At 64.2% G+C, this 25,302-nt stretch carries 30 protein-coding genes; 26 read left to right on the top strand and 4 right to left on the bottom strand.

The window, feature by feature from the left end:
- Positions 1–2: 2 nt before the first annotated feature.
- The 16 genes from fliE (at position 3) to UIB01_RS20725 (ending at position 12,866) form a co-directional block, all read left to right on the top strand.
- A complete protein-coding gene (gene fliE / locus UIB01_RS20800) occupies positions 3–323 on the top strand; it encodes a flagellar hook-basal body complex protein FliE (protein WP_038664773.1) in 321 nt (106 codons plus the stop codon).
- 20 nt (positions 324–343) lie between these two features.
- Entirely contained in the window at positions 344–2,020 is a 1,677-nt protein-coding gene (fliF, locus tag UIB01_RS20795; protein WP_038664770.1) for a flagellar basal-body MS-ring/collar protein FliF, read from the top strand.
- Positions 1,992–3,059 (top strand): FliG C-terminal domain-containing protein, encoded by a 1,068-nt coding sequence (locus tag UIB01_RS20790; RefSeq protein ID WP_038664767.1) that lies wholly within the window; start codon positions 1,992–1,994, stop codon positions 3,057–3,059. Before fliF ends, UIB01_RS20790 begins: the two co-directional genes overlap by 29 nt.
- Position 3,060: 1 nt before the next feature.
- Complete coding sequence (gene fliH, locus UIB01_RS20785; RefSeq protein WP_038664764.1) at positions 3,061–3,759, top strand: flagellar assembly protein FliH; 699 nt, start codon at positions 3,061–3,063, stop codon at positions 3,757–3,759.
- Positions 3,760–3,762: 3 nt separating this feature from the next.
- Positions 3,763–5,097 (top strand): flagellar protein export ATPase FliI, encoded by a 1,335-nt coding sequence (gene fliI, locus UIB01_RS20780; protein ID WP_038664761.1) that lies wholly within the window; start codon positions 3,763–3,765, stop codon positions 5,095–5,097.
- Positions 5,094–5,519: a flagellar FliJ family protein gene (locus tag UIB01_RS20775; RefSeq protein WP_038664757.1), complete on the top strand. Its 426-nt coding sequence runs from the start codon at positions 5,094–5,096 to the stop codon at positions 5,517–5,519. Before fliI ends, UIB01_RS20775 begins: the two co-directional genes overlap by 4 nt.
- A 134-nt stretch (positions 5,520–5,653) precedes the next feature.
- Positions 5,654–5,929, top strand: a complete 276-nt coding sequence (gene flgM / locus UIB01_RS20770; protein ID WP_038664754.1) for a flagellar biosynthesis anti-sigma factor FlgM — start codon at positions 5,654–5,656, stop codon at positions 5,927–5,929.
- On the top strand, positions 5,926–6,366 hold the full coding sequence (locus UIB01_RS20765; RefSeq protein ID WP_038664752.1) for a flagella synthesis protein FlgN: 441 nt from the start codon (positions 5,926–5,928) through the stop codon (positions 6,364–6,366). Before flgM ends, UIB01_RS20765 begins: the two co-directional genes overlap by 4 nt.
- 340 nt (positions 6,367–6,706) lie before the next feature.
- Complete coding sequence (fliD, locus tag UIB01_RS20760; RefSeq protein WP_038664748.1) at positions 6,707–7,975, top strand: flagellar filament capping protein FliD; 1,269 nt, start codon at positions 6,707–6,709, stop codon at positions 7,973–7,975.
- Positions 7,975–8,370, top strand: a complete 396-nt coding sequence (fliS, locus tag UIB01_RS20755; protein ID WP_038664745.1) for a flagellar export chaperone FliS — start codon at positions 7,975–7,977, stop codon at positions 8,368–8,370. The genes fliD and fliS overlap by 1 nt, the downstream gene beginning before the upstream one ends.
- Positions 8,354–8,674 carry a hypothetical protein gene (locus UIB01_RS20750; protein ID WP_038664742.1) on the top strand — a complete coding sequence of 107 codons (321 nt, stop codon included), beginning with the start codon at positions 8,354–8,356 and terminating at the stop codon, positions 8,672–8,674. The genes fliS and UIB01_RS20750 overlap by 17 nt, the downstream gene beginning before the upstream one ends.
- A complete protein-coding gene (locus tag UIB01_RS20745) occupies positions 8,674–9,816 on the top strand; it encodes a flagellar hook-length control protein FliK (protein WP_038664739.1) in 1,143 nt (380 codons plus the stop codon). Before UIB01_RS20750 ends, UIB01_RS20745 begins: the two co-directional genes overlap by 1 nt.
- Before the next feature lie 36 nt (positions 9,817–9,852).
- Complete coding sequence (locus UIB01_RS20740; RefSeq protein ID WP_038664736.1) at positions 9,853–10,302, top strand: flagellar basal body-associated FliL family protein; 450 nt, start codon at positions 9,853–9,855, stop codon at positions 10,300–10,302.
- An 11-nt stretch (positions 10,303–10,313) separates the two neighbouring features.
- The gene (locus tag UIB01_RS20735) at positions 10,314–11,048 is read left to right on the top strand and encodes a FliA/WhiG family RNA polymerase sigma factor (protein ID WP_038664734.1); all 735 of its coding nucleotides are present in this window, start codon (positions 10,314–10,316) and stop codon (positions 11,046–11,048) included.
- A 4-nt stretch (positions 11,049–11,052) separates the two neighbouring features.
- Entirely contained in the window at positions 11,053–11,925 is an 873-nt protein-coding gene (motA, locus tag UIB01_RS20730) for a flagellar motor stator protein MotA (RefSeq protein WP_038664731.1), read from the top strand.
- The gene (locus tag UIB01_RS20725; protein ID WP_038664729.1) at positions 11,922–12,866 is read left to right on the top strand and encodes an OmpA family protein; all 945 of its coding nucleotides are present in this window, start codon (positions 11,922–11,924) and stop codon (positions 12,864–12,866) included. Before motA ends, UIB01_RS20725 begins: the two co-directional genes overlap by 4 nt.
- A 36-nt stretch (positions 12,867–12,902) precedes the next feature.
- Here UIB01_RS20725 and UIB01_RS20720 read toward each other — a convergent pair whose 3' ends face one another.
- From UIB01_RS20720 to flgA, 4 genes are all read right to left on the bottom strand, one after another.
- Positions 12,903–13,385: a hypothetical protein gene (locus tag UIB01_RS20720; protein WP_038664726.1), complete on the bottom strand. Its 483-nt coding sequence runs from the start codon at positions 13,383–13,385 to the stop codon at positions 12,903–12,905.
- Entirely contained in the window at positions 13,382–14,209 is an 828-nt protein-coding gene (locus UIB01_RS20715) for a transcriptional regulator (RefSeq protein ID WP_038664723.1), read from the bottom strand. The genes UIB01_RS20720 and UIB01_RS20715 overlap by 4 nt, the downstream gene beginning before the upstream one ends.
- A 372-nt stretch (positions 14,210–14,581) precedes the next feature.
- Positions 14,582–15,463 (bottom strand): lateral flagellin LafA, encoded by an 882-nt coding sequence (lafA, locus tag UIB01_RS20710; protein WP_038664720.1) that lies wholly within the window; start codon positions 15,461–15,463, stop codon positions 14,582–14,584.
- 274 nt (positions 15,464–15,737) lie between these two features.
- Positions 15,738–16,526: a flagellar basal body P-ring formation chaperone FlgA gene (flgA, locus tag UIB01_RS20705; protein ID WP_080695119.1), complete on the bottom strand. Its 789-nt coding sequence runs from the start codon at positions 16,524–16,526 to the stop codon at positions 15,738–15,740.
- Positions 16,527–16,624: 98 nt separating this feature from the next.
- On the opposite strand from flgA, the gene flgB reads away from it, so the two are divergent.
- The 10 genes from flgB to flgK all read left to right on the top strand — a co-directional run bounded on the left by flgB (position 16,625) and on the right by flgK (position 25,300).
- Positions 16,625–16,990: a flagellar basal body rod protein FlgB gene (flgB, locus tag UIB01_RS20700; RefSeq protein WP_038664717.1), complete on the top strand. Its 366-nt coding sequence runs from the start codon at positions 16,625–16,627 to the stop codon at positions 16,988–16,990.
- Complete coding sequence (gene flgC, locus UIB01_RS20695) at positions 16,990–17,418, top strand: flagellar basal body rod protein FlgC (RefSeq protein ID WP_014595442.1); 429 nt, start codon at positions 16,990–16,992, stop codon at positions 17,416–17,418. Before flgB ends, flgC begins: the two co-directional genes overlap by 1 nt.
- Positions 17,418–18,083: a flagellar hook capping FlgD N-terminal domain-containing protein gene (locus UIB01_RS20690; protein ID WP_038664712.1), complete on the top strand. Its 666-nt coding sequence runs from the start codon at positions 17,418–17,420 to the stop codon at positions 18,081–18,083. The genes flgC and UIB01_RS20690 overlap by 1 nt, the downstream gene beginning before the upstream one ends.
- Before the next feature lie 50 nt (positions 18,084–18,133).
- Positions 18,134–19,324: a flagellar hook protein FlgE gene (gene flgE / locus UIB01_RS20685; protein ID WP_038664709.1), complete on the top strand. Its 1,191-nt coding sequence runs from the start codon at positions 18,134–18,136 to the stop codon at positions 19,322–19,324.
- Positions 19,325–19,333: 9 nt separating this feature from the next.
- Positions 19,334–20,062, top strand: a complete 729-nt coding sequence (locus UIB01_RS20680) for a flagellar basal body rod protein FlgF (protein ID WP_038664706.1) — start codon at positions 19,334–19,336, stop codon at positions 20,060–20,062.
- Positions 20,063–20,076: 14 nt separating this feature from the next.
- Positions 20,077–20,862, top strand: a complete 786-nt coding sequence (gene flgG, locus UIB01_RS20675) for a flagellar basal-body rod protein FlgG (RefSeq protein WP_038664703.1) — start codon at positions 20,077–20,079, stop codon at positions 20,860–20,862.
- Complete coding sequence (gene flgH / locus UIB01_RS20670; protein ID WP_015278779.1) at positions 20,862–21,530, top strand: flagellar basal body L-ring protein FlgH; 669 nt, start codon at positions 20,862–20,864, stop codon at positions 21,528–21,530. The genes flgG and flgH overlap by 1 nt, the downstream gene beginning before the upstream one ends.
- A gap of 12 nt (positions 21,531–21,542) precedes the next feature.
- Positions 21,543–22,655, top strand: coding sequence for a flagellar basal body P-ring protein FlgI (locus UIB01_RS20665; RefSeq protein WP_038664700.1), 1,113 nt, complete (start codon positions 21,543–21,545; stop codon positions 22,653–22,655).
- Between the two features lie 147 nt (positions 22,656–22,802).
- A complete protein-coding gene (locus UIB01_RS20660; RefSeq protein WP_038664697.1) occupies positions 22,803–23,924 on the top strand; it encodes a lytic transglycosylase domain-containing protein in 1,122 nt (373 codons plus the stop codon).
- On the top strand, positions 23,921–25,300 hold the full coding sequence (flgK, locus tag UIB01_RS20655; protein ID WP_038664694.1) for a flagellar hook-associated protein FlgK: 1,380 nt from the start codon (positions 23,921–23,923) through the stop codon (positions 25,298–25,300). The genes UIB01_RS20660 and flgK overlap by 4 nt, the downstream gene beginning before the upstream one ends.
- Positions 25,301–25,302 lie beyond the last annotated feature (2 nt).

Genomic DNA, 25,302 nt, shown 5'->3' with positions numbered 1-25,302 from the left:
CCATGAGTTCCATTACTCAGGTGCAGCAGGATCTGCTGGGCCGCATGCAACAACTGGCCGGTGCCGCCGAAGGGCAGCCAATCCGTCCGTCGAGCATGGCGGCCAATGCCATCAGCGGCTCGTTCGAGGCGGCGCTGCGTTCGGTGGATGCCGAGCAGCACCAGGCCAGCGCGGCGATGGCGGCGGTCGACAGCGGCAAGAGCGACGACCTGGTCGGCGCGATGATCGACAGCCAGAAGGCCAGCGTGTCGTTCTCCGCCCTGCTGCAGGTGCGCAACAAACTGACGACGGCGTTCGACGACGTCATGCGAATGCCGCTGTAATCGGCCCAGAGAGCTAAAACGTGCTGCAGAAACTCAAATCCAGGTTGCCCGCAGGTGGGCTGCAACTCGATCCGCGGGTGACGCTGGCCGGCATGGCGGTGATCGCCGCGGCGTTGGCTGTGGCCGTGGCCTTCTATCTATGGCGCGACAATGGCTCGTTCCGCCCGCTGCACGGTGCCGGCGAATCGTTCCCGGCCGCCGAGGTGATGCAGGTGCTCGACGGCGAAGCGCTGCAGTACCGCATCCATCCGCAGAGCGGGCAGATCCTGGTGCGCGAGGATCAGCTGGCGCAGGCGCGGCTGCTGCTCAACGCCAAGGGCGTGAAGGTGGCGCAGCCGGCCGGCTACGAGCTGTTCGACAAGGAAGAGCCGCTGGGCACCAGCCAGTTCGTTCAGGACGTGCGCCTCAAGCGCAGTCTGGAAGGCGAGCTGGCGCGCACCGTGATGGCGCTCAAGGGCGTGCAGCATGCCCGGGTGCATCTGGCGCAGGAGGAGAACAGCTCCTTCGTGGTCAGCAAGCGCGCCCCGAGCAAGGCCTCGGTGATGCTGCAGCTGGAACCGGGCTACACGTTAGCCCACGATCAGGTCGGCGCCATCATCAATCTGGTCGCCAACAGCGTGCCCAACCTCAAGCCTGAGGATGTCGGTGTGGTCGACCAGTACGGCGCGCTGCTTTCGCGCGGGCTCAACGTCGGCGGCGGGCCGGCGCAGAACTGGCAGGCGGTGGCGGACTATCAGCAGAAGGCGGTCGCCAATATCGAGCAGGTGCTGGCGCCGGTGCTGGGCCTGGGCAACTACCGCATCAGCGTCGCCGCCGATATCGACTTCAGCCAGAAGGAAGAGACCTTCCAGTCCTACGGCGACACGCCGCGCCTGCGCAACGAGGTGCTGCGCAACGAGAGCGCACTCGATCAGCTTGCTCTGGGCATTCCCGGTTCGCTGGCCAACCGCCCCGTGGCGCCACCGAAGGAAGGTGAAGAACCTGCCCCGGCCAAGGCGGAAACCAAGGGTGCTACCTCGCTGCGCGAGGAATCGACGCGCCAGCTGGACTACGACCAGAGCGTGGTGCACGTCAAACATGCCGGCTTCGCATTGCGCCAGCAGAGCGTGGCGGTGGTGCTCAATGCTGCGGCCGCACCAGAGGGTGGCTGGACCGACGAGGCTCGTGCCGAAATGGAGGCGATGGTGCGCAACGCTGTCGGTTTCAAGCAGGAACGTGGCGATCTGCTGAGCCTCAGCGTGTTGCCGTTCGCCGCCGTCGAGCAGATCGAGCAGGTCGTGCCCTGGTGGGAGAACAGCCAGATTCATGCGCTGGCCAAGGTCGGCGTCGCCGGGCTGATCGCCTTGTTGCTGCTGCTGATCGTGGTGCGCCCGGCAGTACGCAACCTGACCCAGCGTAACGTCGCGGCATTGCCGCAGGGCGAGGGGCTGGAAGGCAGTCTGGTCGAGCCGAGTGCCCCTGCCGCACTGGAAGGCGACGCCCGGCCGGCACTGGCCAGCCCGCGCGAATCGAACGGGCCGCATATTTTCGGCGAGCTCAACCCGCTTTCGGAGATCCGCCTGCCGGCGCCGGGCTCGGGCCTGGAGCTGCAGATCGAGCATTTGCAGATGCTCGCCAAGAACGATCCCGAGCGTGTCTCGGAAGTCATCAAGCATTGGATAGGGCGCAATGAAAGAGACCTCAACCCAGCAGGCTGAAGACAGCCAGGCATCCTCCCGCGAGATCAAGCCGCGGCCGGTGCAGCTGCGCTCGGTCAGCTCGCTGGATCAGGCGGCGATCCTCATGCTGAGCATGGGCGATGAGATTTCCGCCGGCATCCTGCGCAACTTCTCCCGCGAGGAGATCATCAGCATCAGCCAGGCGATGGCACGACTGTCCAACGTCAAGCAGCCGATGGTTTCCGATGTGATCAGCCGCTTCTTCGACGACTACAAGGATCAGAGCAGCATCAAGGGGGCCTCGCGTTCCTACCTGGCGGGCATGCTCGGCAAGGCGCTGGGCGGCGACATCACTCGCTCGTTGCTCGACTCGATCTATGGCGAGGAAATCCGCGCCAAGATGGCCAAGATGGAATGGCTGGACCCCAAGCAGTTCGCCGCGCTGATCGCCAAGGAGCATGCGCAGATGCAGGCGGTGTTCCTCGCTTTCCTGCCGCCAGGCATGGCCACCGAGGTGCTCGAGTGCATGCCGGCCGAGCGTCAGGACGAGCTGCTTTATCGCATCGCCAACCTCTCGGAGGTCAACAGCGATGTCATCGCCGAGCTGGAGCAGCTGATCGACCGCAGCCTCAAGGTGCTCAGCACCCAGGGCTCGCAGGTGCGCGGCGTCAAGCAGGCGGCGGACATCATGAACCGCTTCAAGGGCAACCGCGACCAGATGTTCGAGCTGCTGCGCGCGCACAATGAGGAGCTGGTCGGCAAGATCGAGGATGAGATGTATGACTTCTTCATCCTCTCGCGGCAGAACCAGGATGTGCTGCAAACCCTGTTGGAGGTCATCCCGCTGGATGAGTGGGTGGTCGCGCTGAAGGGCGCCGAGCCGGAGCTGGTCAAGGCCATTCAGGGCGCCATGCCCAAGCGCCAGGCGCAGCAGATGGAGTCGATCAACCGGCGTCAGGGCCCGGTGCCGCTGAGCCGTGTCGAGCAGGTGCGCAAGGACATCATGGCCGTGGTGCGCGAGATGTCCGCCGATGGCGAGCTGCAGGTCCAGCTGTTCCGCGAACAGACGGTGGAATGAGATGACGGTCAAGGTGATCAAGGGTGCCGACCGCAGCTGGCGGCCGTTCCGCTTTCCGCCACGGGTGAAGACCCCGGCGCAGGCTGCGGCTGATTTAGCCGGTGACCCGGCCGCGCTGCAACGCGCGGTGGCCGATGGCTTCCAGGAAGGCATCGACAAGGGCTACCGCGAAGGCTTGGAGCAGGGCCGCGAAGCGGGGCATCGCGAAGGCTTTCAGCGCGGTGTCGAAGACGGCAAGGCGCTGGGCCTGGAAGAAGGTCGCCATCAAGGCCGTCGCGCCTTCGATGAGGCCGGCCGGCCGCTGGACCGTTTGATCGAGGCATTCGAAGGCTTTCGTCAGGAATACGAGCAGGCACGTCGCGAGGAATTGCTGGAGCTGGTGCAGAAGGTCGCGCGGCAGGTGATCCGCTGCGAACTGACGCTGCATCCGACGCAATTGCTGACCCTGGCCGAGGAAGCGCTGAGCGCCATGCCGGGTGATCAGGAGGACGTGCGTATCCACCTCAATCCGGAAGAGTGCGCGCGCATCCGCGAGCTGGCGCCGGAGCGCGCCGCCGCCTGGCGCCTGGTGCCGGACGAGAAGCTGGCGCTTGGTGAGTGCCGCGTGATGACGGCACAGGCCGAAGCCGATATCGGCTGTCAGCAGCGCTTGGACTCGTGCATGGAAACCCTTGCCGAACACATCACGGCGCAGGGCTGACCGATGGCCCTGCGCGACAGCTTCCGCCTCGACGAGGCCCTGCGTTCGCTGGACAAGGTGCAGCTGGCCAAGGTCAGCGGGCGGCTGGTGCGTGTCTCCGGCATGCTGCTGGAAAGCCTCGGCTGCCAGCGCATGACCGGCCAGCGCTGCTACGTCGAGCAGGGCGATGGCAGCATGCTGGAAGCGCAGGTGGTGGGCTTCAACCGCGATATCACCTACCTGATGCCGTTCAAGAAGCCGGTCGGCCTGACCGCCGGTTCGCGGGTGTTCCCGGCGCCGGATGACGCCAAGCTGCATATCGACGAATCCTGGCTGGGGCGGGTGGTCAACGGCCTCGGCGAACCGCTGGATGAGCTGGGCAAGCTCGGCGGGCGCGACCCATTGCCGACCGAGCTGCCTTCGGTCAATCCGCTCAAGCGCAAGCCGGTCAGCGATGCGCTGGATGTCGGCGTGCGCGCGATCAACGCCACCCTCACCCTGGGCAAGGGCCAGCGCGTCGGCCTGTTCGCCGGCTCCGGCGTCGGCAAGAGCGTGCTGCTGGGCATGATCACGCGGCAGACCAAGGCCGACGTGGTGGTGGTCGGGCTGATTGGCGAGCGTGGCCGCGAGGTGCAGGAGTTCATCCTGCATTCGCTGGGCGAGGAGGGCCTGAAGAAGGCCGTGGTGGTGGTCGCGCCGGCCAACGAATCGCCGCTGATGCGGCTGAAAGCCACCGAGCTCTGTCACAGCATCGCCGCCTATTTCCGCGACCAGGGTCATGACGTGCTGCTGCTGGTCGACTCGCTGACCCGCTACGCCATGGCCCAGCGGGAAATCGCCCTGGCCCTCGGCGAGCCGCCGGCGACCAAGGGCTACCCGCCATCGGTGTTCGGCATGCTGCCGGAGCTGGTGGAAAGTGCCGGCAATGGCGCCAGCGACAATGGCAGCCTCAGTGCCATCTATACGGTGCTGGCCGAAGGCGACGACCAGCAGGACCCCATCGTCGACTGCGCGCGGGCGATTCTCGACGGCCACATCGTGCTCTCTCGGCGCCTGGCCGAAGCCGGGCACTACCCGGCCATCGACGTCTGCGCCTCGGTCAGCCGCTGCATGAGTCAGGTGGGCCAGCCGGCGCATCTGGGCGCAGCGCGCCAGCTCAAGGAGTGCTACAGCACCTTCGAGAAGATCAAGGAGCTGATCCCGCTCGGTGGCTACACGCCGGGTGCCGACATCAAGACCGATCGTGCGGTGCAGCTGGCACCGACCATCGAGCGTTTCCTACGCCAGGATGTGGGCGAAGCCGCCGAGCTGGAAGCCAGCGTTGCCACCTTGCAGAACATCATCGGGAAGCCGCGATGAAACAGCAGATCGAAACCCTCGGCCGCCTGGCCAGCCTGCGCAGCCACCGCGTGCGGCAGATGCTCGGTCGCGTGCAGTACCAGCAGAGCCTCTGCCAGCGCTACCGCAACAACATCACCGGCCTCAGCCGCCTGTGCGGATTTTCCGTGCCAATGAGTACGCCGCTGCAGCGCGACAACCAGCAGCGCTACAAGGCCACCCTGTACAAGATGGTGGAGCTGCAGCGCCGCGAACTGGCAGTCGCCGAACAGGCGCTTGAGCGCATTCAGCGTGAGTTGCTGCAGGCCATGCGCAGCGAAAAGGTGGTCGAGCACATGATCGATGACAAGATGCAGCAGTGGCAGCAGCTGCTTGCGCAGCAGGAACAGAAGATTCAGGACGGCCTGGCGGCGCAGAGCTGGTGGCGTAATCGAATGGCCTGACGGGTTGGACTCGAACTGAGCTGCAGGATCAGCAGTGCCGGATACGCCACCCATCCGTGTCGTGCAAAATAGATTTAAGGTTTTTACTTAAGCGGTCGCTTCTTTGGCTGTAACCACCGAGTTGGAACGCAATCATGGAAATCAGCCGGCATTTCAAGCCCGCCCTGACACCGGCCGCCGAGGCCAATACCACCCGCCAGCCGGCTCCACGGCCGCTGGCCGACACCGCCGTGCGCCAGCCGGAAAGCCTGCCGCTGGAGCAGATGCATGACGCACTGCGCGCCATGCCGGATGTCGACCTCGATCGCGTCGCGGCGATCAAGCAGGCCCTGCAGCGCGGTGAGATCTCCACCGATCCCGCCGAACTGGCTGGCAGCATGCTCGCCTACCATCGCGGAAGCGATGCGTGAACCAGCGTGACAAGCTGCTCGCGGTCGTTGCTGTCGATCTCGAGCAGGACTGTGCCGATTACCTGGCCCTGCGTGACCTGATGCAGGCGCTCTACGCATTCCTGCTCGAGCGCGACAGCCCGGAAATCGATCGTCTCAATCTGCAGATCACGACACGCGTCGAAACCATCGGTGCACGCGCGCAGCGCCGGGCGAAGGTGCTGAGCGCCTTCCGCTTGCAGGCCGATGCCGATGGCATGCAGCGCCTGCTCGGTTCCTATCCCGACGACCAGGCCATGCGCTTGCGCCAGTCCTGGCAGCAACTTGGCGTGCTGGCCAGCCAGTGCCAGCAGATCAACGAGCGCAACGGCAAGCTGCTTGCCATGCATCACGAGATCCTTGGCCAGTTGCTGGCGGGCAGTCACGATGCGCGGCTTTATCAGCCGCAGATGTACTGAGCTCAGGCAACGGCCCCCGGCCCGTTGTTATGACGCCGCTGCCGATGCGGCTTCGTTGGCGACCCTTTGCCAACCCATCGAAACACGTCCAGCCCGTGCAGGCGGACGCCTCCCCCTCGCTGATATTTCCTGCAGCGCTTAAGCGCACCCCCCTTTTCCGTCGCCTTTAACCAGAGATGTTCCGTCCCTTCGCCAGGCGGAAGCGGCATTTCCCCGTTTCCTCCTCTGGCAGCCGGGCGGAAGCGTTTCTTCTCCGCAGGCGCTTAAAAAATGCCTGTAAATCAATGAGTTGCCAGTTGGCACTCAACTTGCTATAGAGAACGCAGGAAGGGGATCGGTAATGGCGATAGATTCAGATTACGTAAAGCAGATGTCGACGCAGCTCGCGACCTACGAAGTTCAGTCTTCGCTGGACCGGCTCAATCGCAACGAAAGCAACTACAAGACTCAGCGCGATGCGCTGAGCAAGTTGCGCACCTCCCTGACGACTTTCAAATCCGCTGTCTCCGGGCTGAAGACCGGCAAGGCGACCATGCTGGTCAACAGCGCCTCCTTCAGCCAGGACGGCTATGTCACCGCGACGGTCGGCGCGAAGGCCCAGGCCGGCAGCTATCAGTTCTATGTCGAGCAGCTGGCCAGCAAGCAGCAGGTCGCGGTGCAGGGCTTGGTCGACGGCAGCCTCAGTGGGACCCTGACGCTCGAAGGGCAGGATTTCGATCTGGCGGGTTACGCCTCGCTCGACGACGCAGCCAAGGCGATCAACGCCACCGCCGACCTCGGCGTGCAGGCGACGCTGGTGCGTAGCAATGGTGAAGTCAGTCTGGTGCTGACCAGCACCGAAAGTGGTGCGAGTAATGCCTTTGCGCATTCGCTGACTGGCACTGCCGCTACCAGCACCACCCTGTCCACTGCGGCCGATGCGCGTATTCGCATGGGCGGCAGCTTCGGCGTTGGCGGCATCGAGCTGACCAGCTCGAGCAACAACTTCGACAACGTCATCGATGGTGTCAGCCTGTCGGTCAACAAGGTGCACAAGGACGGTGATGCGGCCCTGACGCTGACCATCGACCAGGACAAGAGCGCCACCAAAGGCAAGGCGCAGAGCTTCGTCGACGCCTTCAATGCCTTGATGACCAGCTTCGATTCGCTGACCGCCAGCGGCAGCGACAGCAGCGCCCGTGGCGCGTTGGCCGGTGACTCCAGCATCCGCTCCATCGAGAGTCGCCTGAACGGCTTGTTGCGTACTGATTTCGGCGGCACCAGCCTGATCAATTTCGGGATCAGTGCTGACCGCAACGGCAAGCTGACCATCGACACCGCTCGCTTCGAAGCTGCCGTAGCGAAGGATCCAGCCGGTTTCGAGGCGCTGTTCACCGGCAAGGACAACCTGCTCGACAGCATCGACAAGACCGTCGCCAGCTACACATCCAGCACCAATGGCCTGCTGAAGAACCGCATGGACACGCTGGATATGAGCCTACGGCGCATTGATGAGCAGTTTGAGAATCTGCAGCAGCAGTACGACACCTATTACTCCCGCTACCTCAAGCAGTTCACCTCCATGATGCAGACCATGCAGAGCATGGAGCAGACCTTCGGAATGTTCTGATGACCTATCTCCCCAACGACAGTTACGACAGCTACCGCGCGGTGGATCTCGAGGCGCGTGCCGCCTCGGCGTCGCCTTACGAGCTGGTGCTGGTGCTGATGGACGGCCTGCTCGACGAGCTGGCCCGCGCGCGCGGCCACATCGAGCACAAGCGCTATCAGCAGAAGGGTGCCTCGCTGGAAAAGTGCATGAACATCCTCAACGGTCTCAATGGCGCCCTCGATGAAGAGAACGGCGGCGAGGTCGTGCAAGGCCTGGCGCGGCTCTACGAATACTGCATCTACCGTCTCTCCGACGTCAGCGTGACGCTGTCGCTGGAGGGGCTGGACGAGGTGGTGAACCTGCTCGGCACGCTGCGTGAAGGTTGGGAGGGCGTCAGTGCCGCACGCAAGTGACGAGCGACGCCTGCGCGCGTTGCACGAACAGCTGGCAGCCGCATTGCAAAGCCAGGACTGGCGCGCCGTCGGCGAGGTCGATCAGGCGATCCGGCAGTGTCTCGAGCAACTGCCGCGTGAGGCGCAGGACCCGTCCGTACAGACTGCCAGGCAGCAGCTCAAGCGTTTGCATGGTCAGGCGCTGAAGGCCTGCGCCGAGGAATGCGAACGCCTGCGCCTGCTGCTGGTGAATCATCTGGAGTACGCCGAAGGGCGTGCGGCCTATCAGCGTATCGACATGTACCAGGCGGGAGACGGCAGGTGATGCAGTTGATCTCGGCTTCGGCCCCGGCCACCGCAGTGGCGGAAGCATTGGCGCAACCGCTGCGTCCGGCCTCGCTGGGCGGGCACGCGGCTGCCCGAACGGCAGACGTCCCAACCGGATTTGCCAGCGAGTTTCACGCACGCATGCTGGGTGCGGCCCTCGATCTCGACGTGGATGCGTTGCAGCAGCCGCTGGAAGTGCAGGCGCCAGCGTTGCCGCTCGCCCTAGCGGAACCCGTTGTCGAGGCGGGCGCCGATGAGGCCGAGCAAGGTCCGGCCGAGCTGTGGCTGCTGGGTATGCTCGATCAGCAGCAGGTGCAAGTACAGGCGCGCGAGGCCGCGGTTCAGTTGGGCTGGCCGGTGGCGCCCGAACAGCCAGGCGCGGCGCCGGATGGCCAGGCCGGTGCGGTCATCGAAACACAGTTCCACAGCCGGGTAACCCCGCTGCCCGCAGGGCTACCTGGCCAGCAGCTCGGCGATCAGCTCGTCGACCGCCCGCTGCCCGCGGCTCCGGTCGCGCGCCCGGTCATCGAGCTCGGTGCAGCGTTGAATCAGCTGGGAGCCGGTGCAGCAGGAAACGATCTTGGCGCAGAGCTGGCGGTCGAGCCGCTGAGGGAGCTCGCCAGTATCGACGAGGGCAGCCAGTCAGCGCCGCTAGTGGCCGAGCGCCCGGCCAGCAGCGTCGCTCAGGGCGCCGAGCGCCTGCTCAAGCTGCAGGCGCCCGAGGCCAAGTGGGGCGAGCAGATGCTGCATGCGCTGCGCGAGCACGTCGAGGTTCAGCTGCAGCAACGCCAGCAGAGCGCAAGCATCCGGCTGGATCCGCCGGAGCTGGGCAGCCTGGAGATTCACCTCAGCCATGAGTCCGGTCGCCTCACCGTGCAGCTCAGTGCGGCCCATGCGGATGTGGCGCGCCTGCTGCAGCAGACCAGCGACCGTCTGCGCCAGGAGTTGGTGGCGCAGCACTTCGTACAGGTCAACGTGCAGGTCGGCGCCGACGGCCAGTCGAGCCGTCAGGGTCAGTCGCAGCAGGGGCATGACGGCGATGCGGTCCTCGCCGCAACCGCGCCGGCGAGCGCAGCCGTGGCTGCGGATGGCGGCAGGCGTTCGGCAGGTCGCGGTAACGATGTGCTGGTCACGGTCTGACCGGTTCAACTTCAACTACAGGATTGTGAATTGGTTATGTCGACGCCCCGTCTGGTTCTTCTGATGCTGCTACTCAATGTTGTCACCGTGGCCGGTGGCGTCGGTGCCGCCTACTGGCTGCTCAAGCCGGGCATGGTCGGTGGCGATGTGGTGGCCGAAACCATCGAGCCGGTGGAGTACCAGTTCTATCCGGTGAGCAAGGTTATCGTCAGCCTGCGCGGTGACGGCCGCGAGCGCTATTTCGTGCTCGACCTGGCGCTGCAGGCGGAAGCATCGGACGAACCGAAGAATTTCGAACAGGTCGAGCCGCTGGTGCGCAACTCGGTGGTCAGCTACCTCTCCGGCCTCGAGTTCGCCGACCTGCGCGCCATGCCGATCGGCGAGTTGCAGACGCGCCTGGAAGAGGCGCTGTTCGCCGACTTCGCCAGCAAGAAGGCGGTGGCGCCGTTCCACCACGTACTGGTCAACAAGATGATCGTTCAATAAAGGCCCTCGCCATGAACGCCACCTGTTCCGTCGATTACTACGCCGCCAGCCCGGCCAGCCCTGCGCTATTCGCGCCGGGTGCCGAACAGCGCTGGCTGATGCAGTACCTGCCACTGGTCAAGCGCATCGTGCGCCAGCTTTCGCTGCAGGCCAATCAGGTGCTCGACCGCGAGGACATGGAGCAGATCGGCATGATCGGGCTGCTCGAAGGTCTGCGCCGCTATGGCGAGCCAGACGAGCAGTTTGGCCGTTTCGCCGCGTTGCGCATTCGCGGAGCCATTCTCGATGAGCTGCGCCGTCAGGACTGGCGGCCACGTCAGGTCCGGCAGCAGGCGCACAAGGTGCGCGACGCCATCCGCGAGCTCACCCGTCAGCTCGGCCATACGCCGAGCGACGAGGAGATCAAGACGTTCACCGGCTTGGACGAAAAGGACTACCAGGCGTTTCTCTGGGCCGATTCGTCCGAGGCCATCGAGAGCCTCGACGAACTGCTGCAGAGCGGTCATGAGCACTTCCCTGACACCGCGGAGCTGTTCGAGGAGCGCTTGATCAAGGAGCGTCTGCTGGAGCAGGCCCTGGCGCGGCTGGACGAGCGCGAGCGGCTGGTGCTGACGCTGTACTACCAGCACGAATTGAGCCTCAAGGAAATCGCCCTGGTGCTGGAAGTCAGCGACGCCAGGGTCTGTCAGTTGAGCAAGCAGGCGATCGGCAAGGCCTGTCGCTTTTTAACCGAGAGAAGTCAGTAACGTCATGCAGAAAGTATTAGGTGCGTTCATCATCATCGGTTGTGTGCTGGGTGGCTACGCCATGGCCAACGGCGACATGCGCATGCTCTGGCAGCCGGCTGAGGTCGTCATCATTGTCGGGGCGGCACTCGGTAGCCTGGTCGTGGGTAACCCGAAAGAAGTCCTGATCGAGATGCTGCATCAGATCAAGGGCGTGTTCGCCTACCAGCGCCGCGGCGAGGAATTTCAGCGCCAGTTGCTGATGCTGCTCTACGAGTTGCTGGAAATGGTCGATGTGGGTGGCCTCAAGGTGCTCGACTCGCACATTGAAGAGCCTGATCAGAGCGACCTGTTCGTGCGCTATCCGCTGATCCTTCAGGAAAAGAACCTGATGGCGTTCATCGCCGACAATTTCCGCCTGATGGCCATGGGCAAGATCACTGCCCATGAGCTCGAGGGCTTTCTCGAGCAGGAGCTCGAAGCCATGGAACACGCGCTGCTGCAGCCGGCGCGTTCGCTGCACAAGATTGGCGAGGCGATGCCGGGGTTCGGCATCCTCGCGGCGATCATGGGGATCATCATCACCATGGGCAGCATCGGTGGCAGCGTCGCGGAAATCGGCGCCCATGTGGCCGCGGCGCTGGTCGGCACCTTCCTCGGCATCTTTTTCTGCTACTGCCTGATGGAGCCGCTCTCCAATGCCATGAGCCAGCGGATCAAGACCGAACTCTCGGCGCTGGAGTGCGTACGTACCACGCTCGTCGCTCATGTCGCCGGCAAGCCCACGCTGCTGGCGGTGGATGCCGGTCGCAAGCTGATCGAGCAGGACGTCAAGCCCGCTTTCCGTCAGCTGGAAAAATGGGTCACCCAGTATGAGGAAGAAAGGGACGCCGCATGAGAAGCAGGGGCAAGGGTGGCGCAGGCGGCGAGCACGAGATCATCATCAAGCGTCGCGGCAAGAAGGGCCACGACGATGAGCACGGCGGCGCCTGGAAGGTGGCCTTCGCCGACTTCACCCTGGCGATGATGGCGTTGTTCATGGTGCTGTGGATCATCCAGCCGCAGATGAATCTCACCAATCCGGCTTTCGGCGATGAGGAAAGCAATCCGCTGGTCGATGGCGGCGCCGGCATCTTCGACGGCACCAGCACCTCACCGCTGGAACTCGATGGCGTGCCGGTGCGGCAGGCGCGGGATGAGGATGAGCCAGAGCGTCAACGTGTCGAGACTGCGCGTGGCGAGGGTGAAACGTCCGAGGATGGTAGCCGCCGCTATGCCTCGACGGCCGAGCTGCAGGCCCTGGCGGCACTGATGCAGGAGGTTGCCGGGCAGGTCGACGCCTTGGCGAACCTGGAAGTGGATGTGGTGCCGCAGGGGCTGCGCATCCTGATCAAGGACGACCAGCAGCGCTTCATGTTCCAGCGCGGCAGCGCCGTGCTCAATCCGCATTTCGCCCGTTTGCTCGGTGTGCTGGCCGGCGTGCTGGCCAAGGTCGAAAACAAGCTGATCATCAGCGGACATACGGATGCCACGCCTTACCGCCTGCAATCGGGCTATGACAACTGGAACCTGTCCGGTGACCGCGCTCTGCGGGCGCGCAATGTGCTGGTGGAGGCTGGTCTGCCGGGGCGCTCGGTGCTGCAGGTGACGGCGCAGGCCGACGTGATGCCGTTGCGCCCGGATGCGCCGGAAGATGGTGCCAATCGGCGGGTGGAGATACTTCTGCTGACCGACTCGGCGGAGACCCTGTACAAGGAGCTGTTCGGTGACAGCTACGGCAAGGTGCGTTTCTCGGAGAAGGGCGCCAGCTACAGCGGCCCGGACGGCGCCGGGATTTGATCGCAAGTGGCCGGGCTGCCCTTGCGCTGCCCAGCGTCAGCGTTGGGCGACGAGATGGTCGGCGCAGTAAACCTGTTGCGTTTCGACACCATATAGACAGGCTCCCACCTGCTCCAGGGTGATACGTGCGCCTTTGTGTTTGCCATACAACAGATTGAAGATCAGTTCCTCATCCAGTTCGCTGCCTGCGGCCAGGCCGCTGATTTCGCCTTCCTCGACCACCAGCCGCGCGCGACCGAGAAAATCGGTTTCCACCCGCCCGGACGCTTCGGCGATAGCTTCGCTGTTGCGGGTCATCGAGTAGAAACGACCGTCGGCGAACACCACGCTCTGGCTGACCGGAGCCAGCTGACCGTTGCTAAGCAGCACTTGGCCAGTCGAGGAGTATCGTCCGTCGAGGTTGGCGCTGTAGTTGGTCGTGGTGCCCATCGCCACGAAGGCCCACAGTGCCAACGCAGTAGGCACCATCACGCGCAGCATGCGTTTGCTCGCCGTACCGGCTTCGGAAGAACAACTCATCGCAGACATCCTTGCAGTGTTTCGTTCGGGATCGCGTTCACCTGGCTGCGGTGAACCTTCAGCCAGTTGACCCGGCCGTCGTTTTGCAGGCAGCGCAGCTCGTAAAAGCCGGGCGACATGTTCACGATCAGCCGGCCCGGGCGCGAACTCATGCCCGCAACACTGGCTACCAGCAGGCGGGTCTCTTGCATCATCCGTTCCAGCATCTGCTGGCTCTTTTCCACGTAGAGCACTTCGAGCGGGCCGATGGAGTGGGTATAGGTCAGCGAACCCTTGGGCGCATGCATGAAGCGATAGCCCAGAGCGACGAACGCCAGCAGTAGCGCTACAGCAGTGCCGAGCATTGTGGGGGCGAGCCAGGGAGAGCGGAGCGGTGTCCGACGTGAAAGCGGCAATGCTGCATTGGGCTGTTCGACCGGCGTCGGTGCTGGCTGCTGCGAGGTGTTTTCGACGCTGACGAGATAGTTCGGGTTGAACAGGTAGCCCCGGCGCGGCAAGGTCTGGATGATCTGGCTGTCTGCATCGGCCAGAATCTGGCGCAGGGTGTAGATCTGCTGGTTCAGACTGCCTTGACCAACCACACGCTCCTGCCAGGCGTAGCTCAGCAGTTCCTCACGCGAAACGACCTCACCAGGCACCTGCAACAGACGCTCCAGGACCCGACTGCCGGAAAAGCCAAGGTCCACTTTTTCTACCTCGTCGCCAGTGGAAAGCGATAGCTGATAGAGCGAGCGATCGAAGCGAACCAGGCAGCCATCGCGGCCGCTCCTCAGGAGCGGACAAACGGTGCCATCGGTGGCCTTCATGGTCAGAGATGAAATCATGGTGCCCTGAGAAACGAAATGGATGTTGTGTGATCTGGGACAAGGGTATGTCGTGAACTAGTCGGCAGTATCTTGGCGCCGTTTTTTTGAACTTACAAGAGAACTAATCTGGGTTATAGCTGTCGTCTATGATGGCTATATGACACTGTCAGGCCTTTTCTTGACTTGATGGTCATTCATAAGCGTCGTTGGAAGCCGCGTCGCGCGCGGCCTTGCGCGGTGTGCTGGTGCGCTTGTCTTGACTGTGGCTCGGCTAATAACCTTTAGTCGGATGCCCCGTTTTTTTACGCACGAACGAAAACGCCCCGAACCAGTCGGGGCGTTTTCGTTGCAGCGAGTCGGTCGGCCATGTTTTGGCCGACCCAGCGATCATTAGCCCAGCAGGCCCATGACCATGCCCGGCATCTGGCCGGCTTGCTTGAGCATGGAGATGCCCGACTGCATGAGCATGGAGTTCTTGCTCATGTTGGCGCTTTCCATGGCGAAGTCGGCATCCATGATGCGACCTTTGGCCATCTCGGTGTTGTCCTTCATGTTCGCCAGGTTGTTGCTGGTGTGGTTCAGGCGGTTGATGTTGGCACCGAACTTGGCGCGCAGGGCACCGATGTCATCCAGAGCATCGCTCAGCGTGTCGATCATGGTGTTGGCGCCAGCTTGTGCGGCGATTTCGGTACCGGCAGTGCCCGCGGCGGAGTACGCGCTGGAGAGGCCGCCCAGGGCGGTCTGCAGATCGGTCACCTCGGTGTCGGCTTGCACGGTCATGGTTTCGGCGGTGCTGGAGCCGATCTGCAATACCACGCCAGCGGCTGCGCTGAACTTGCCGGTGGTGGCGGTAGCGGTGAACAGAGTCTCTCCCGCGTATTTGGTGTTCTCCATGATGTTGTACAGCTCTTTGCCCAGCTCGTCGTACTCGGCTTGCAGGGCGTCGCGGTCATCCTGGGAGTTGGTGTCGTTCGCTGACTGAGTGGCCAGGTCTTTCATGCGCTGGACGATGTCGGTCATTTCGCTCAGCGCGCCTTCACCGGTCTGCAGCAGCGAAACCGAGTCGTTCACGTTGCGTATCGCAACGCCCATACCACGGCTCTGAGCGGTCAGGCGGGTGGCGATCTGCAGGCCGGCGGCATCGTCGGCGGCGCTGTTGATACGCAGGCCGGTGCCCAGACGCTGCTGGTTGGTGCCCAGGGCGTTGTTGGTCTTGGTCAGGTTGGTCTGGGTAACCAGCGAGGAGTAGTTGGTATGAATGGACAGGGCCATGAGTAAATCCTTCGTGCTAAGTGGGCTGTAGGAGCTGGCTTGACTGCCTGCTGAAGGGGTAAGGCGACAACCCACCAGGAAGGATTAAATCCTGACGTCAAATTTTTTTAGCGGCTGCGATCTCTGCCGATGCGGTCAGTGTAGCGTTAGCCACACCCGGCGGGGTGGCTAGAGTTCGCCCCGAGGGCGGCCCTCCACAAGAGCCGGGGGCCTGCACTAACCCGCTTTATAGTGGGAGGCGCGCCCTCGCGGCGAAGCAGGGCGACGATCACCACTAGAACGTACTGGTCACCACGCCTTCTTCCACCACCTTCGCATCGATCACCTTGCCGCTGCGTACGTTGCGTACGCGAATTACCTCGCCGGGTTGTCCGTCACCCAGCGCCTCGCCGCTGGTGGAGGCTTCGATACCGTCGTGGCTGGCAACGATCTTTACCGGCTGGCCGCGCTTGACTGCCAACGGCTGCGCCAGCAGCGAGGGGGTAAGTGTCTGCCCGGCGCGGATGCGTCGTTTCGCGGCCATGCCCTGCACCTCTTCCAGGCGATTGAAATAACCGCGCTGGGCCTTGCCGATATTGATCGGTTCGAGCCTGAGGTCGTCCCGCCCCAGCGTCTGCCCGCGTTCGATGATGCCCTGGGCGTGCACTGCCGGCAGCCACACACTGGGTTGACTGGTGACTTCCAGCGTCCAGCCATTCGCTTGCGCACAACGGATCATCAGGCGCTGGCGGTCCAGCAGAGACTGGCTGCCACCCGTTTCGCCAATCTGTAGCGGCTCGTCGCAGCGGGGCAGTCGCGCGGCGCTGGCCGGCAGGCTTGTGTCATGGCTCAGACGTGCGCCCTGCCAACCCTGGCGCTTCGCTTCGCGCAGCAGCGCATCGTTCAGGTGCCGGTCGACGGCCTGGCGAATCTGCTCATCGGCACCGCCTTGCGCCCACACCAAGCCAGGCAGCAACAGCAGCGCTGCCCAGGCGGAAGTACGTTTTCCGCTTCCGTCCTCAGGTTGCGCTCGATGCGGAAGCAGGGTGTTGGAGAGGGACCTGTGCTTTGCGCTTTTTGTCATTGAAAACAACGGGTTACCTATGTGTTGGCGGGCCGGCACGAATGCTGCAGAAGCGATGGTCGGTTATCACACCGCTCATGCTTCAAGGGTATCGGCGAATGAGTATACGGATTGAAGACGCCCTCGGCGTTCACGAACGCGCGCTGGGTTTGCGCATGCAGCGCAGCGAGGTCCTCGCGGCGAACCTGGCCAACGAGGACACCCCGGGCTTTCAGGCTCGCGACATCGATTTCGGCGCCGAAATGCAACGCCTGGATGATCGCGCCTCATCGCGCCTGAGCATCGCCGGCAGCGATCCGCGCATGCTCTATCGCGTACCGACCCAGGCCTCGCAGGACGGCAACACCGTCGAGCTGTCGGTCGAGCAGGCGCAGTTCTCGCGCAATTCCATGGATTTCCAGACCAGCCTGACCTTCCTGACCATGAAATTCCGTGGCCTGAAGCAGGCCATCGAGGGCCGCTGATGTCATTCGATTCCATCTACCGTATCGCCGGCTCGTCGATGAACGCGCAGACCGTGCGGCTGAACACCGTGGCCAGCAACCTGGCCAACACCGACTCGGCGGCGGCCAACCCTGCCGACGTCTACCAGGCGCGCAAGCCGATGTTCGCCGCGGTGTACGAGAACAACTCGCTGACTCGCGGCGTTGGCCTGGGCGGCGCCCATGTGCAGGTGCTCGACGTGGTGACTTCCGGTGCCGAGCCCAAGCGCCGCTATGAGCCGGGCAATCCGCTGGCCGACGGCGAGGGCTACGTCTATTACCCCGACATCAACGAGATCGAGGAAATGACCGACATGATGTCGGCCACCCGTAGCTTCGAGACCGGTGTCGAGGTGCTCAACCGCGTCAAGAGCATGCAGCAGAGCCTGCTGCGCCTGGGAGAAGTCTGATGAGTAGCGTCAATTCCGCGCTGGATAGCAGCCTGGCCGGCAACAGCATCGATCAGGTCAAGCGCGCCGTGAATGTCAGCGACGCCACCACGATGGAGAACAACTTCATCAGCCTGATGGTCGCGCAGATCAAGTATCAGGACCCGACCAAGCCGGTCGACAGCACCGAGTTCCTCAACCAGTTCTCGGCGATGTCCCAGGTCAAGAGCATGGAGAACATGACCAGCCTGGCGCAGAACAACCTGGTGCTGATGGACAACCTGCAGACGCTGACCGCTGCCGGCCTGGTCGGCCAGCAGGTGCGGGTGACGGTGGACAGCCTGCAGCTGGGCACGCAGCCGCTGCAGGGTCAGTTCACCCTGGCCCATGCCTCCAACCGCACGGCGGTGGTACTGACCGATTCCAACGGAATCAAGACCACCATCGAGCTCGGCGCCCGCTCTCCCGGCCAGGTGCCGTTCGACATCGATCCGCAGCGCCTCGGCCTGCCGGCCGGCCAGTACAGCGTGGTGATCGAGTCGGATAACGGCGAATACCCGCAGGTGGAAGTCGCCGGTCTGGTCGGCAACGTGCGCGTCAGCGCCGAAGGCCCGGTGCTGCAGATCGACGGCGTCGGCTCGGTGCCGTTCTACAACATTCTCGAGTTCGGTGCCGGCCGCGCCTGAGCGCGGCGACCAGCCACCGAACCTCCATCCAGCAGAGTCGAGACGCAACCATGAGCTTCAATATCGCCCTGACCGGCCTGTCCGCCGTCAACGAACAACTCAACACCATCGGCAACAACATCGCCAACTCCGGCACCGTGGGCTTCAAGTCCTCGCGTACCAACTTCGGCAGCCTGTATGCCGAGACCCAGGCCATGGGCGTGGAAGTGATCGGCACCACCCAGAGCATCAGCCAGGGCGGCGCGCTGACCTCGACCAACCGCACCCTCGATCTGGCCATCTCCGGTGGCGGCTTCTTCGTCACCCGCGCCAGCAATGGCGACATCGGCTACACCCGCGCCGGCATCTTCGGCACCGACAAGGACAGCTACATCACCAACAGCCTGGGCCAGCGCCTCCAGGGTTACCCCGCCGATGCCACCGGCAACCTGCAGACCGGCACCGTCGGTGACCTGCAGCTGCGCTCCGGCGGCATTCCGGCCCGCGCCACCGATGCGCTGAGCTTCGTCGCCAATCTGGATGCCAACCAGGAGGTCCCGGCCGTGGCCTTCGACCCGCTGGCGGCGGACAGCTACAACTCCACCTACACCACCAAGCTGTACGACTCTCAGGGTAAGGAACACACCCTGACCCAGTACTTCGTCAAGACTGCCGACAACAGCTGGAATGCCCATTACTACGTCGACGGCGCTGCCCTCGCTGGCGCCCCGCAGGCGCTGACCTTCGACACCGCTGGCGTGCTGGCCACTCCGATCGGCACGGTCGCCCTGGCCGCTCCGCTGGCCGGCGGCGTCGCGCCATTGGCCATCGACCTCGACTACAGCGGCACCAGCCAGTACGGCTCGGAGTTCAGCGTGACCAACAACCGTGCCACCGGCTATGCGGCTGGCGAACAGACCGGGATGACCGTGGAGAAGGACGGCAGGGTCTACGCCAGCTATTCCAATGGCGAGCGCATGCTGCAGGGCCAGGTGGTGCTGGCCAGCTTCGTCAATGCCGAAGGCCTGAAGAACGTCAGCGGCACGGCCTGGACCGAAACCGCCGCCTCCGGCGCGGCGATGCTCGGCGCTCCTGGCGTCGGCCAGTACGGCACCCTGGCCTCCGGCGCGCTGGAAAGCTCCAACGTCGACCTCACGCAGCAGCTGGTAGGCCTGATGGAAGGCCAGCGTAACTACCAGGCCAACACCCAGGTCATTTCCACCAACAAGGAACTGACCCAGGTCCTGTTCAACGCAATCTGAGGCTGACCCATGGATCGCTTGGGATACACCGCGATGACGGCCGCCAGCCGCACGATGATGTCGCTGCAGGTGCGCTCGAACAACCTGGCCAACGTCAACACCCCCGGCTTTCGCGCCGATCTGGAGCGCGCCCAGGCCGTGGCGGTGGAAGGCTACGGCTACGACAGCCGGCACATGGCGCTGATCGAGAACAACGGCGTCAGCCTGGCCGCCGGGCCGATGGTGGCCACCGGTCGCGAGCTGGACTTCGCCGTCAAGGGCAACGGCTTGATCGTGTTGCAGGACGGCGAGGGCGAGGCCTTCACCCGTCAGGGCAGCATGCAGGTCGATGCCGAAGGACGCCTGACGCTCAACGGTCGTGCGGTGCTCGGTGAGGGTGGCCCCATCGTTCTGCCTGAGTACGACCGCATGGAAATCGGCAACGACGGCACCGTGTCGGTCATGGCGCCCGGCGACTGGATGATGGCCGAGGTCGACCGCATCCGTCTGGTCGACGTGCCCGCGGCCAACCTGATGAAGAACCAGGCCGGCCTGCTGGTGACCCGCGACGGCGAGCCGGCGCAGCCCAGCGAGGACGTGCGGCTGGCCAGCGGCTTTCTCGAGTCGAGCAACGTCTCGGCGATCGATGAGCTGGCCTCGACCATGAGCCTGAACCGCCTGTTCGAAACCCAGGTAAAGATGATGAAAGCCGCCGAGGACCTCTCCGACGCCGGCAACCGAATGATCCGCGGCAGCTGATCGGGAGATAACGTATGAATTCCGCACTTTGGGTCAGCAAGACCGGCCTGGCCGCCCAGGACAAGGCCATGGCGACCGTCGCCAACAACCTGGCCAACGTCAACACCAACGGCTTCAAGAGCGATCGCGCGGTCTTCGAGGACCTGTTCTACGTCATCGAAAAGCAGCCGGGCGCCCAGGCCGACGAAATCAACACCGTGCCGTCCGGCATCCAGCTGGGCAGTGGTGTTCGCGTCGCCGGCACGCAGAAGGTGTTCACCGAGGGCAGCATCCAGACCACCGGCCAGCCGATGGATCTGGCTATCGTCGGCCGCGGCTTCTTCCAGGTCGAGTCGCCCAACGGCGACATCTTCTACACCGAGAACGGCCAGTTCCAGCTCAATGCCGAAGGCATGATGGTCAACGCCCAGGGCCTGCCGCTGAACCCGGCGATCGAAGTGCCTGAGGGCAGCACCGGCTTCACCGTCGGCAGCGACGGCATCGTCACTGCCGTGCTGGCCGGCGACACCCTGCCGTCCGAGCTGGGGCAGATCACCCTGGTCAACTTCACCAACCCCGGCGGGCTGGAAGCGCTGGGCGGCAACCTGTACCGCGAAACCGTCGCCAGCGGCGAGCCGGTGGAAGGCGTACCGGGCGAGGAGGGCCTGGGCCAGCTCAAGCAGGGCGTGCTGGAAGGCTCCAACGTGCAGGTGGTGGAAGCCATGGTGGCGATGATCGCCATCCAGCGCGCCTACGAGGCCAACGCCAAGGTCCTCGATGCCGCCAGCGGCATGCAGCAGTTCCTCAACCAGACCGTGTGATGCCGATGAAGCCGATCGCCCTCCTGTTCGCCTTTCTGCTGCTCGGCGGCTGCGCCAGCTTCGACGAGCTGCTGCCGGACGAGGATTCCAGCGAGTACGAGCCGCTGGAACTCGACTACAGCCTGCCACCGACCACCGGCGGCGGTCTGTTCCGCTCCGGCTACGGCGGCTCGCTGGTCAGCGATCGGCGCGCAGTACGGGTCGGCGACATTCTCACCGTGGTGCTGGATGAGTCCACTCAGTCGAGCAAGAGCGCCGGCACCAGCTTCGGCAAGGAATCGAGCGTAGGCATCGGCGTGCCAACTGTTCTGGGCAAGACCTACCCGGACGTGGAAACCTCGGCCTCCGGCGAGCGTGAGTTCAAGGGCTCGGCCAAGAGCTCACAGCAGAACACCCTGCGCGGCTCGATCGCCGTCAGCGTGCACCGCGTGTTGCCGAACGGGACCTTGCTGATCAAGGGCGAGAAGGCCCTGCGCCTGAACCAGGGCGACGAGTACATCCGCCTGACCGGCCTGGTGCGAATCGATGACATCAACCGCTACAACCAGGTTTCTTCGCAGAGCGTGGCCAACGCCAAGATTTCCTACGCGGGCCGCGGCGTGCTCAACGACAGCAACTCGGCTGGCTGGCTGACGCGATTCTTCGCATCGCCGCTGTTCCCCCTTTAAGCGGTAACTCCAATGACTAGCCCCTTGCGCTCCGTGAAGCTGTTCTTCGCCTTTCTTGTTCTGTGCTGGCAGCTGCCGGCGCAGGCCGTGCCGTTGATGGATCTGGTGGATATCGAGGGCATCCGCGGCAACCAGCTGATCGGCTACGGTCTGGTGGTCGGCCTCGATGGCACCGGCGACAAGAACCAGGTGAAGTTCACCAGCCACTCGGTGGCCAACATGATCAAGCAGTTCGGCATCAACCTGCCGGCCAACGTCGACCCCAAGCTGAAGAACGTTGCCGCAGTAACCGTTACCGCCACGGTGCCGCCGTCCTACAGCCCTGGGCAGAGCGTCGACGTCACCGTGTCCTCGCTGGGCGACGCCAAGAGCCTGCGCGGTGGCCAGCTGCTGATGACCCCGCTGCAGGGCGTCGATGGCGAAATCTATGCCGTGGCCCAGGGCGCGCTGGTGGTCGGCGGAGTGAATGCCAAAGGTGCCAGCGGTTCCAAGGTGGCGATCAATACCTCCAACAGCGGGCTGATCCCCAACGGCGCCACGGTGGAGCGGATGATTCCCACCGATTTCACTGAGCGCCCGGACGTGATGCTCAATGTGCGCCAGCCGAGCTTCCAGACCGTCACCCGCGTGGTCGATGCGGTCGATGCCTACTTCGGCAAGGGCACCGCCACCGCGCTCAATGCCACCAAGGTCTCGATTCGTGCCCCGGTCACCAGCACCCAGCGCATGAGTTTCATGGCCATGCTCGAACGCCTGGACGTTGAAGAAGGCCGCGTGCGGCCGAAGGTGGTGTTCAACAGCCGCACCGGCACTGTGGTGGTCGGCGAAGGCGTGCGGGTGAAGGCCGCTGCGGTCGCCCATGGTTCGCTTACCGTCACCATCAGCGAGCGGCCGCAGGTCAGCCAGCCGGGACCCTTCTCCCAGGGTCAGACCGCGGTGGTGCCGCAATCGGACGTCGCTGTCGAGCAGGACCGCAACGCCATGTTCAAGTGGCCCGAAGGTGCCAGCCTGGAAAGCATCATCAACACCATCAACAGCCTGGGCGCGACCCCGGATGACGTGATGAGCATTCTCCAGTCGCTGGAACGCGCCGGCGCGCTGAACGCCGAACTGATCGTGATGTAACAAGAGCCTGTTCAAGTCTCGCGAGCTAGAGGCCTGCGAGGCGAAAACAGGCGAAGAAGCGCAGTTTACGGTTGTAAATGAGCATTCTGAGCCTGCTTTCAACGAAGCAGGACCGAAGCGCAGCAGATTTGAATAGGTTCTTGCCGGATGAGCATCGTTTCCCTACCGCACCACCTCAATGCCATGCGCGCGCGCAACGACGGTCCGAGCGCCGCGCGCCGGCAGCAGCTGGAGATGGTTTCCGAGCAGTTCGAGGCCATGTTCCTGCAGCAGATCCTCAAGCAGATGCGCAAGGCCGGCGACGTGCTGTCGGCCGGCAACCCGATGCGTAGCCGCGAGCTGGACACCATGCGCGACTTCTACGACGAGGTGCTCGCCGAGACCCTGGCCGGCAAGCGCCAGACCGGGATTGCCGACATGCTGGTGCAGCAGCTCTCCGGCGGGCTGGACGGCACCGCCCCAGCGCCTGTTGCGCTCGGTCTGGCGACGGGCGCGAGCACGCAGCCGGTCGGCCAGCATGCGCTGCGCGGCACCTGGCAGCGCGGCGTCGATGCGCTGGACAACGCCTGGGCCGCGGGCAAGGCGGGCTTTCGCGCGCTGGTCGATAGCGTCATCAAGCATGAATCGAGCGGCAACGTGGCGGCGGTCTCGCCCAAGGGCGCCCGCGGCCTGATGCAGCTGATGCCGGGTACCGCCCGCGACATGGCCGCCGAACTCGGCCTGCCATTCGACGAAGCGCGGCTGACCAGCGATGCCGATTACAACAAGCGTCTCGGCAGCGCCTATCTGAACAAGATGCTCGAGCGCTACGACGGTCATCAGGCGCTGGCATTGGCGGCTTACAACGCCGGTCCCGGCAAGGTCGACGAGTGGCTGAAGAACCATGGCGACCCGCGCCGCGGCGAAATCGATGCGGCCAGCTGGATCCACAAGATTCCGTACCAGGAGACTCGCGACTACACGCGCAACATCCTCAAGGACCTGCAGGCTGCCAACAGCCAGCCACGCGAGCCGCAGGCCGCCGTGCAGGCGTCTGGCTGGCCGCAGGCAGCACAGGCCAGCCTGGCCACTGCCGAGCGCCTGTCGCAGGGGCAATTGCTGGCAGCTGTCGAGGGCAAGCGCATCAGCGGCGGACAGCCAGCGTCCGTCGCGCTTAATAGCGCGCCCGCCGCAGTCGCCTTGGATAGGCAACAGCCGGTTGCTGCCCGTCATCTCTCCGTGGCGTTCGCTCAACCGATCCGCATCGATTCGAAGGAAGCCTTGTCGTGAGTGTCTTGAGTCAGATTGGCTACAGCGGCGTACGCGCCTCGCAGATCGCCCTAACCGCGACCGGGCAGAACATCGCCAACGTCAAAACGCCCGGCTTCAGCCGCCTGGCGCCGGAGATGCATTCGGTCGGCGGGCAGACTGCCACCAGCATCGGTGGCGGCGTGCAGGTCAGCAGCATCCGCCGGCTGTCCAACGATTTCCAGAATCAGCAGCTCTGGCGCGCCAGCACCGACAAGAACTACTACGGCACCAGCCAGCAGTATCTGACCGCGCTGGAAGGCCTGATCCACAGCGAAGGCTCCAGCGTCAGCGTCGGCCTGGACAACTTCTTCGCCGCGCTCAGCGAGGCCAGCTCGACGCCGGAATCCATCGCCCTGCGCCAGCAGATCATCGGCGAGGCCAAGCAGCTGGCGCAGCGCTTCAACGGCCTGAACGGCAACATCGGCACCCAGCTCAACGCCCTGCAGGGCCAGCGCGTGGCGATGGTCGCCGAGATCAACGGGCTGTCCGGCAACATCGCCGAGCTGAACGCGGAAATCCTCAAGATGGAGTCGGCCGGGCGCGATACCGCCACGCTGCGCGACTACCGCGAGAACCTGATCAAGGACCTCAGCCAGTACGCCGGCATCCGCGTGCAGGAAGTTGCCGATGGCACGCTCACCGTGTCCCTGGCCAACGGTCAGCCGCTGGTGGCGGGCGCGACGGCCGGTGAGCTGCGCGTGGAGCAGAACCTGGCCGGCGAACAGGAACTTACCCTGGTGTTCGCCAAGACCACCTTCCCGCTGGTACAGGAAGGCCTCGGCGGCTCGCTGGGCGCGCTCTACGACATGGAATACGGCGCGTTGCGTCCCGCCCAGGCGGACCTGCACGACATGGCCGCGGCCCTGGCGCAGATGGTCAACGACACCCTCGCCGGTGGCTTCGACCTCAATGGCAATGCCGGCCAGCCGCTGTTCGTCTACACCCCCGGCAGCACCAGCGGCATGCTCGCGGTGACCGCGCTGACGCCGGAACAACTGGCGTTCTCTTCTGCCGGCCAGAGCGGCACCGGCGAAGTCGGCAACAACGAGAATCTGTTGGCCCTGCTGGAGCTCAAGTCGGCCAAGGTCAACGTGGCCGGCAGCGATGTTCCGCTGAACGATGCCTACGCCGGCCTGGTCGGCCGCGTCGGCAGCGCCAGCCGGCAGAACAAGGCCGACCTCGCCGCCGCCACGGTTGTCGCCGAGCAGGCCCAGGCCCAGCGCGACAGCGTCAGCGCAGTGAACCTGGACGAGGAAGCGGTCAACCTGATGGCTTACGAACAGGCCTATCAGGCCAACATGAAAGTAATCAGCACCTCCAACGACCTGTTCAACGCCGTATTGGCGATGTTCTGAGC

It is taken from the genome of Stutzerimonas decontaminans (genome assembly GCF_000661915.1).
GTDB classification, from domain to species: domain Bacteria; phylum Pseudomonadota; class Gammaproteobacteria; order Pseudomonadales; family Pseudomonadaceae; genus Stutzerimonas; species Stutzerimonas decontaminans.
The sequence above is the reverse complement of the archived record's forward strand: the minus strand, read 5'-3'. Positions and strand labels throughout refer to the sequence as shown.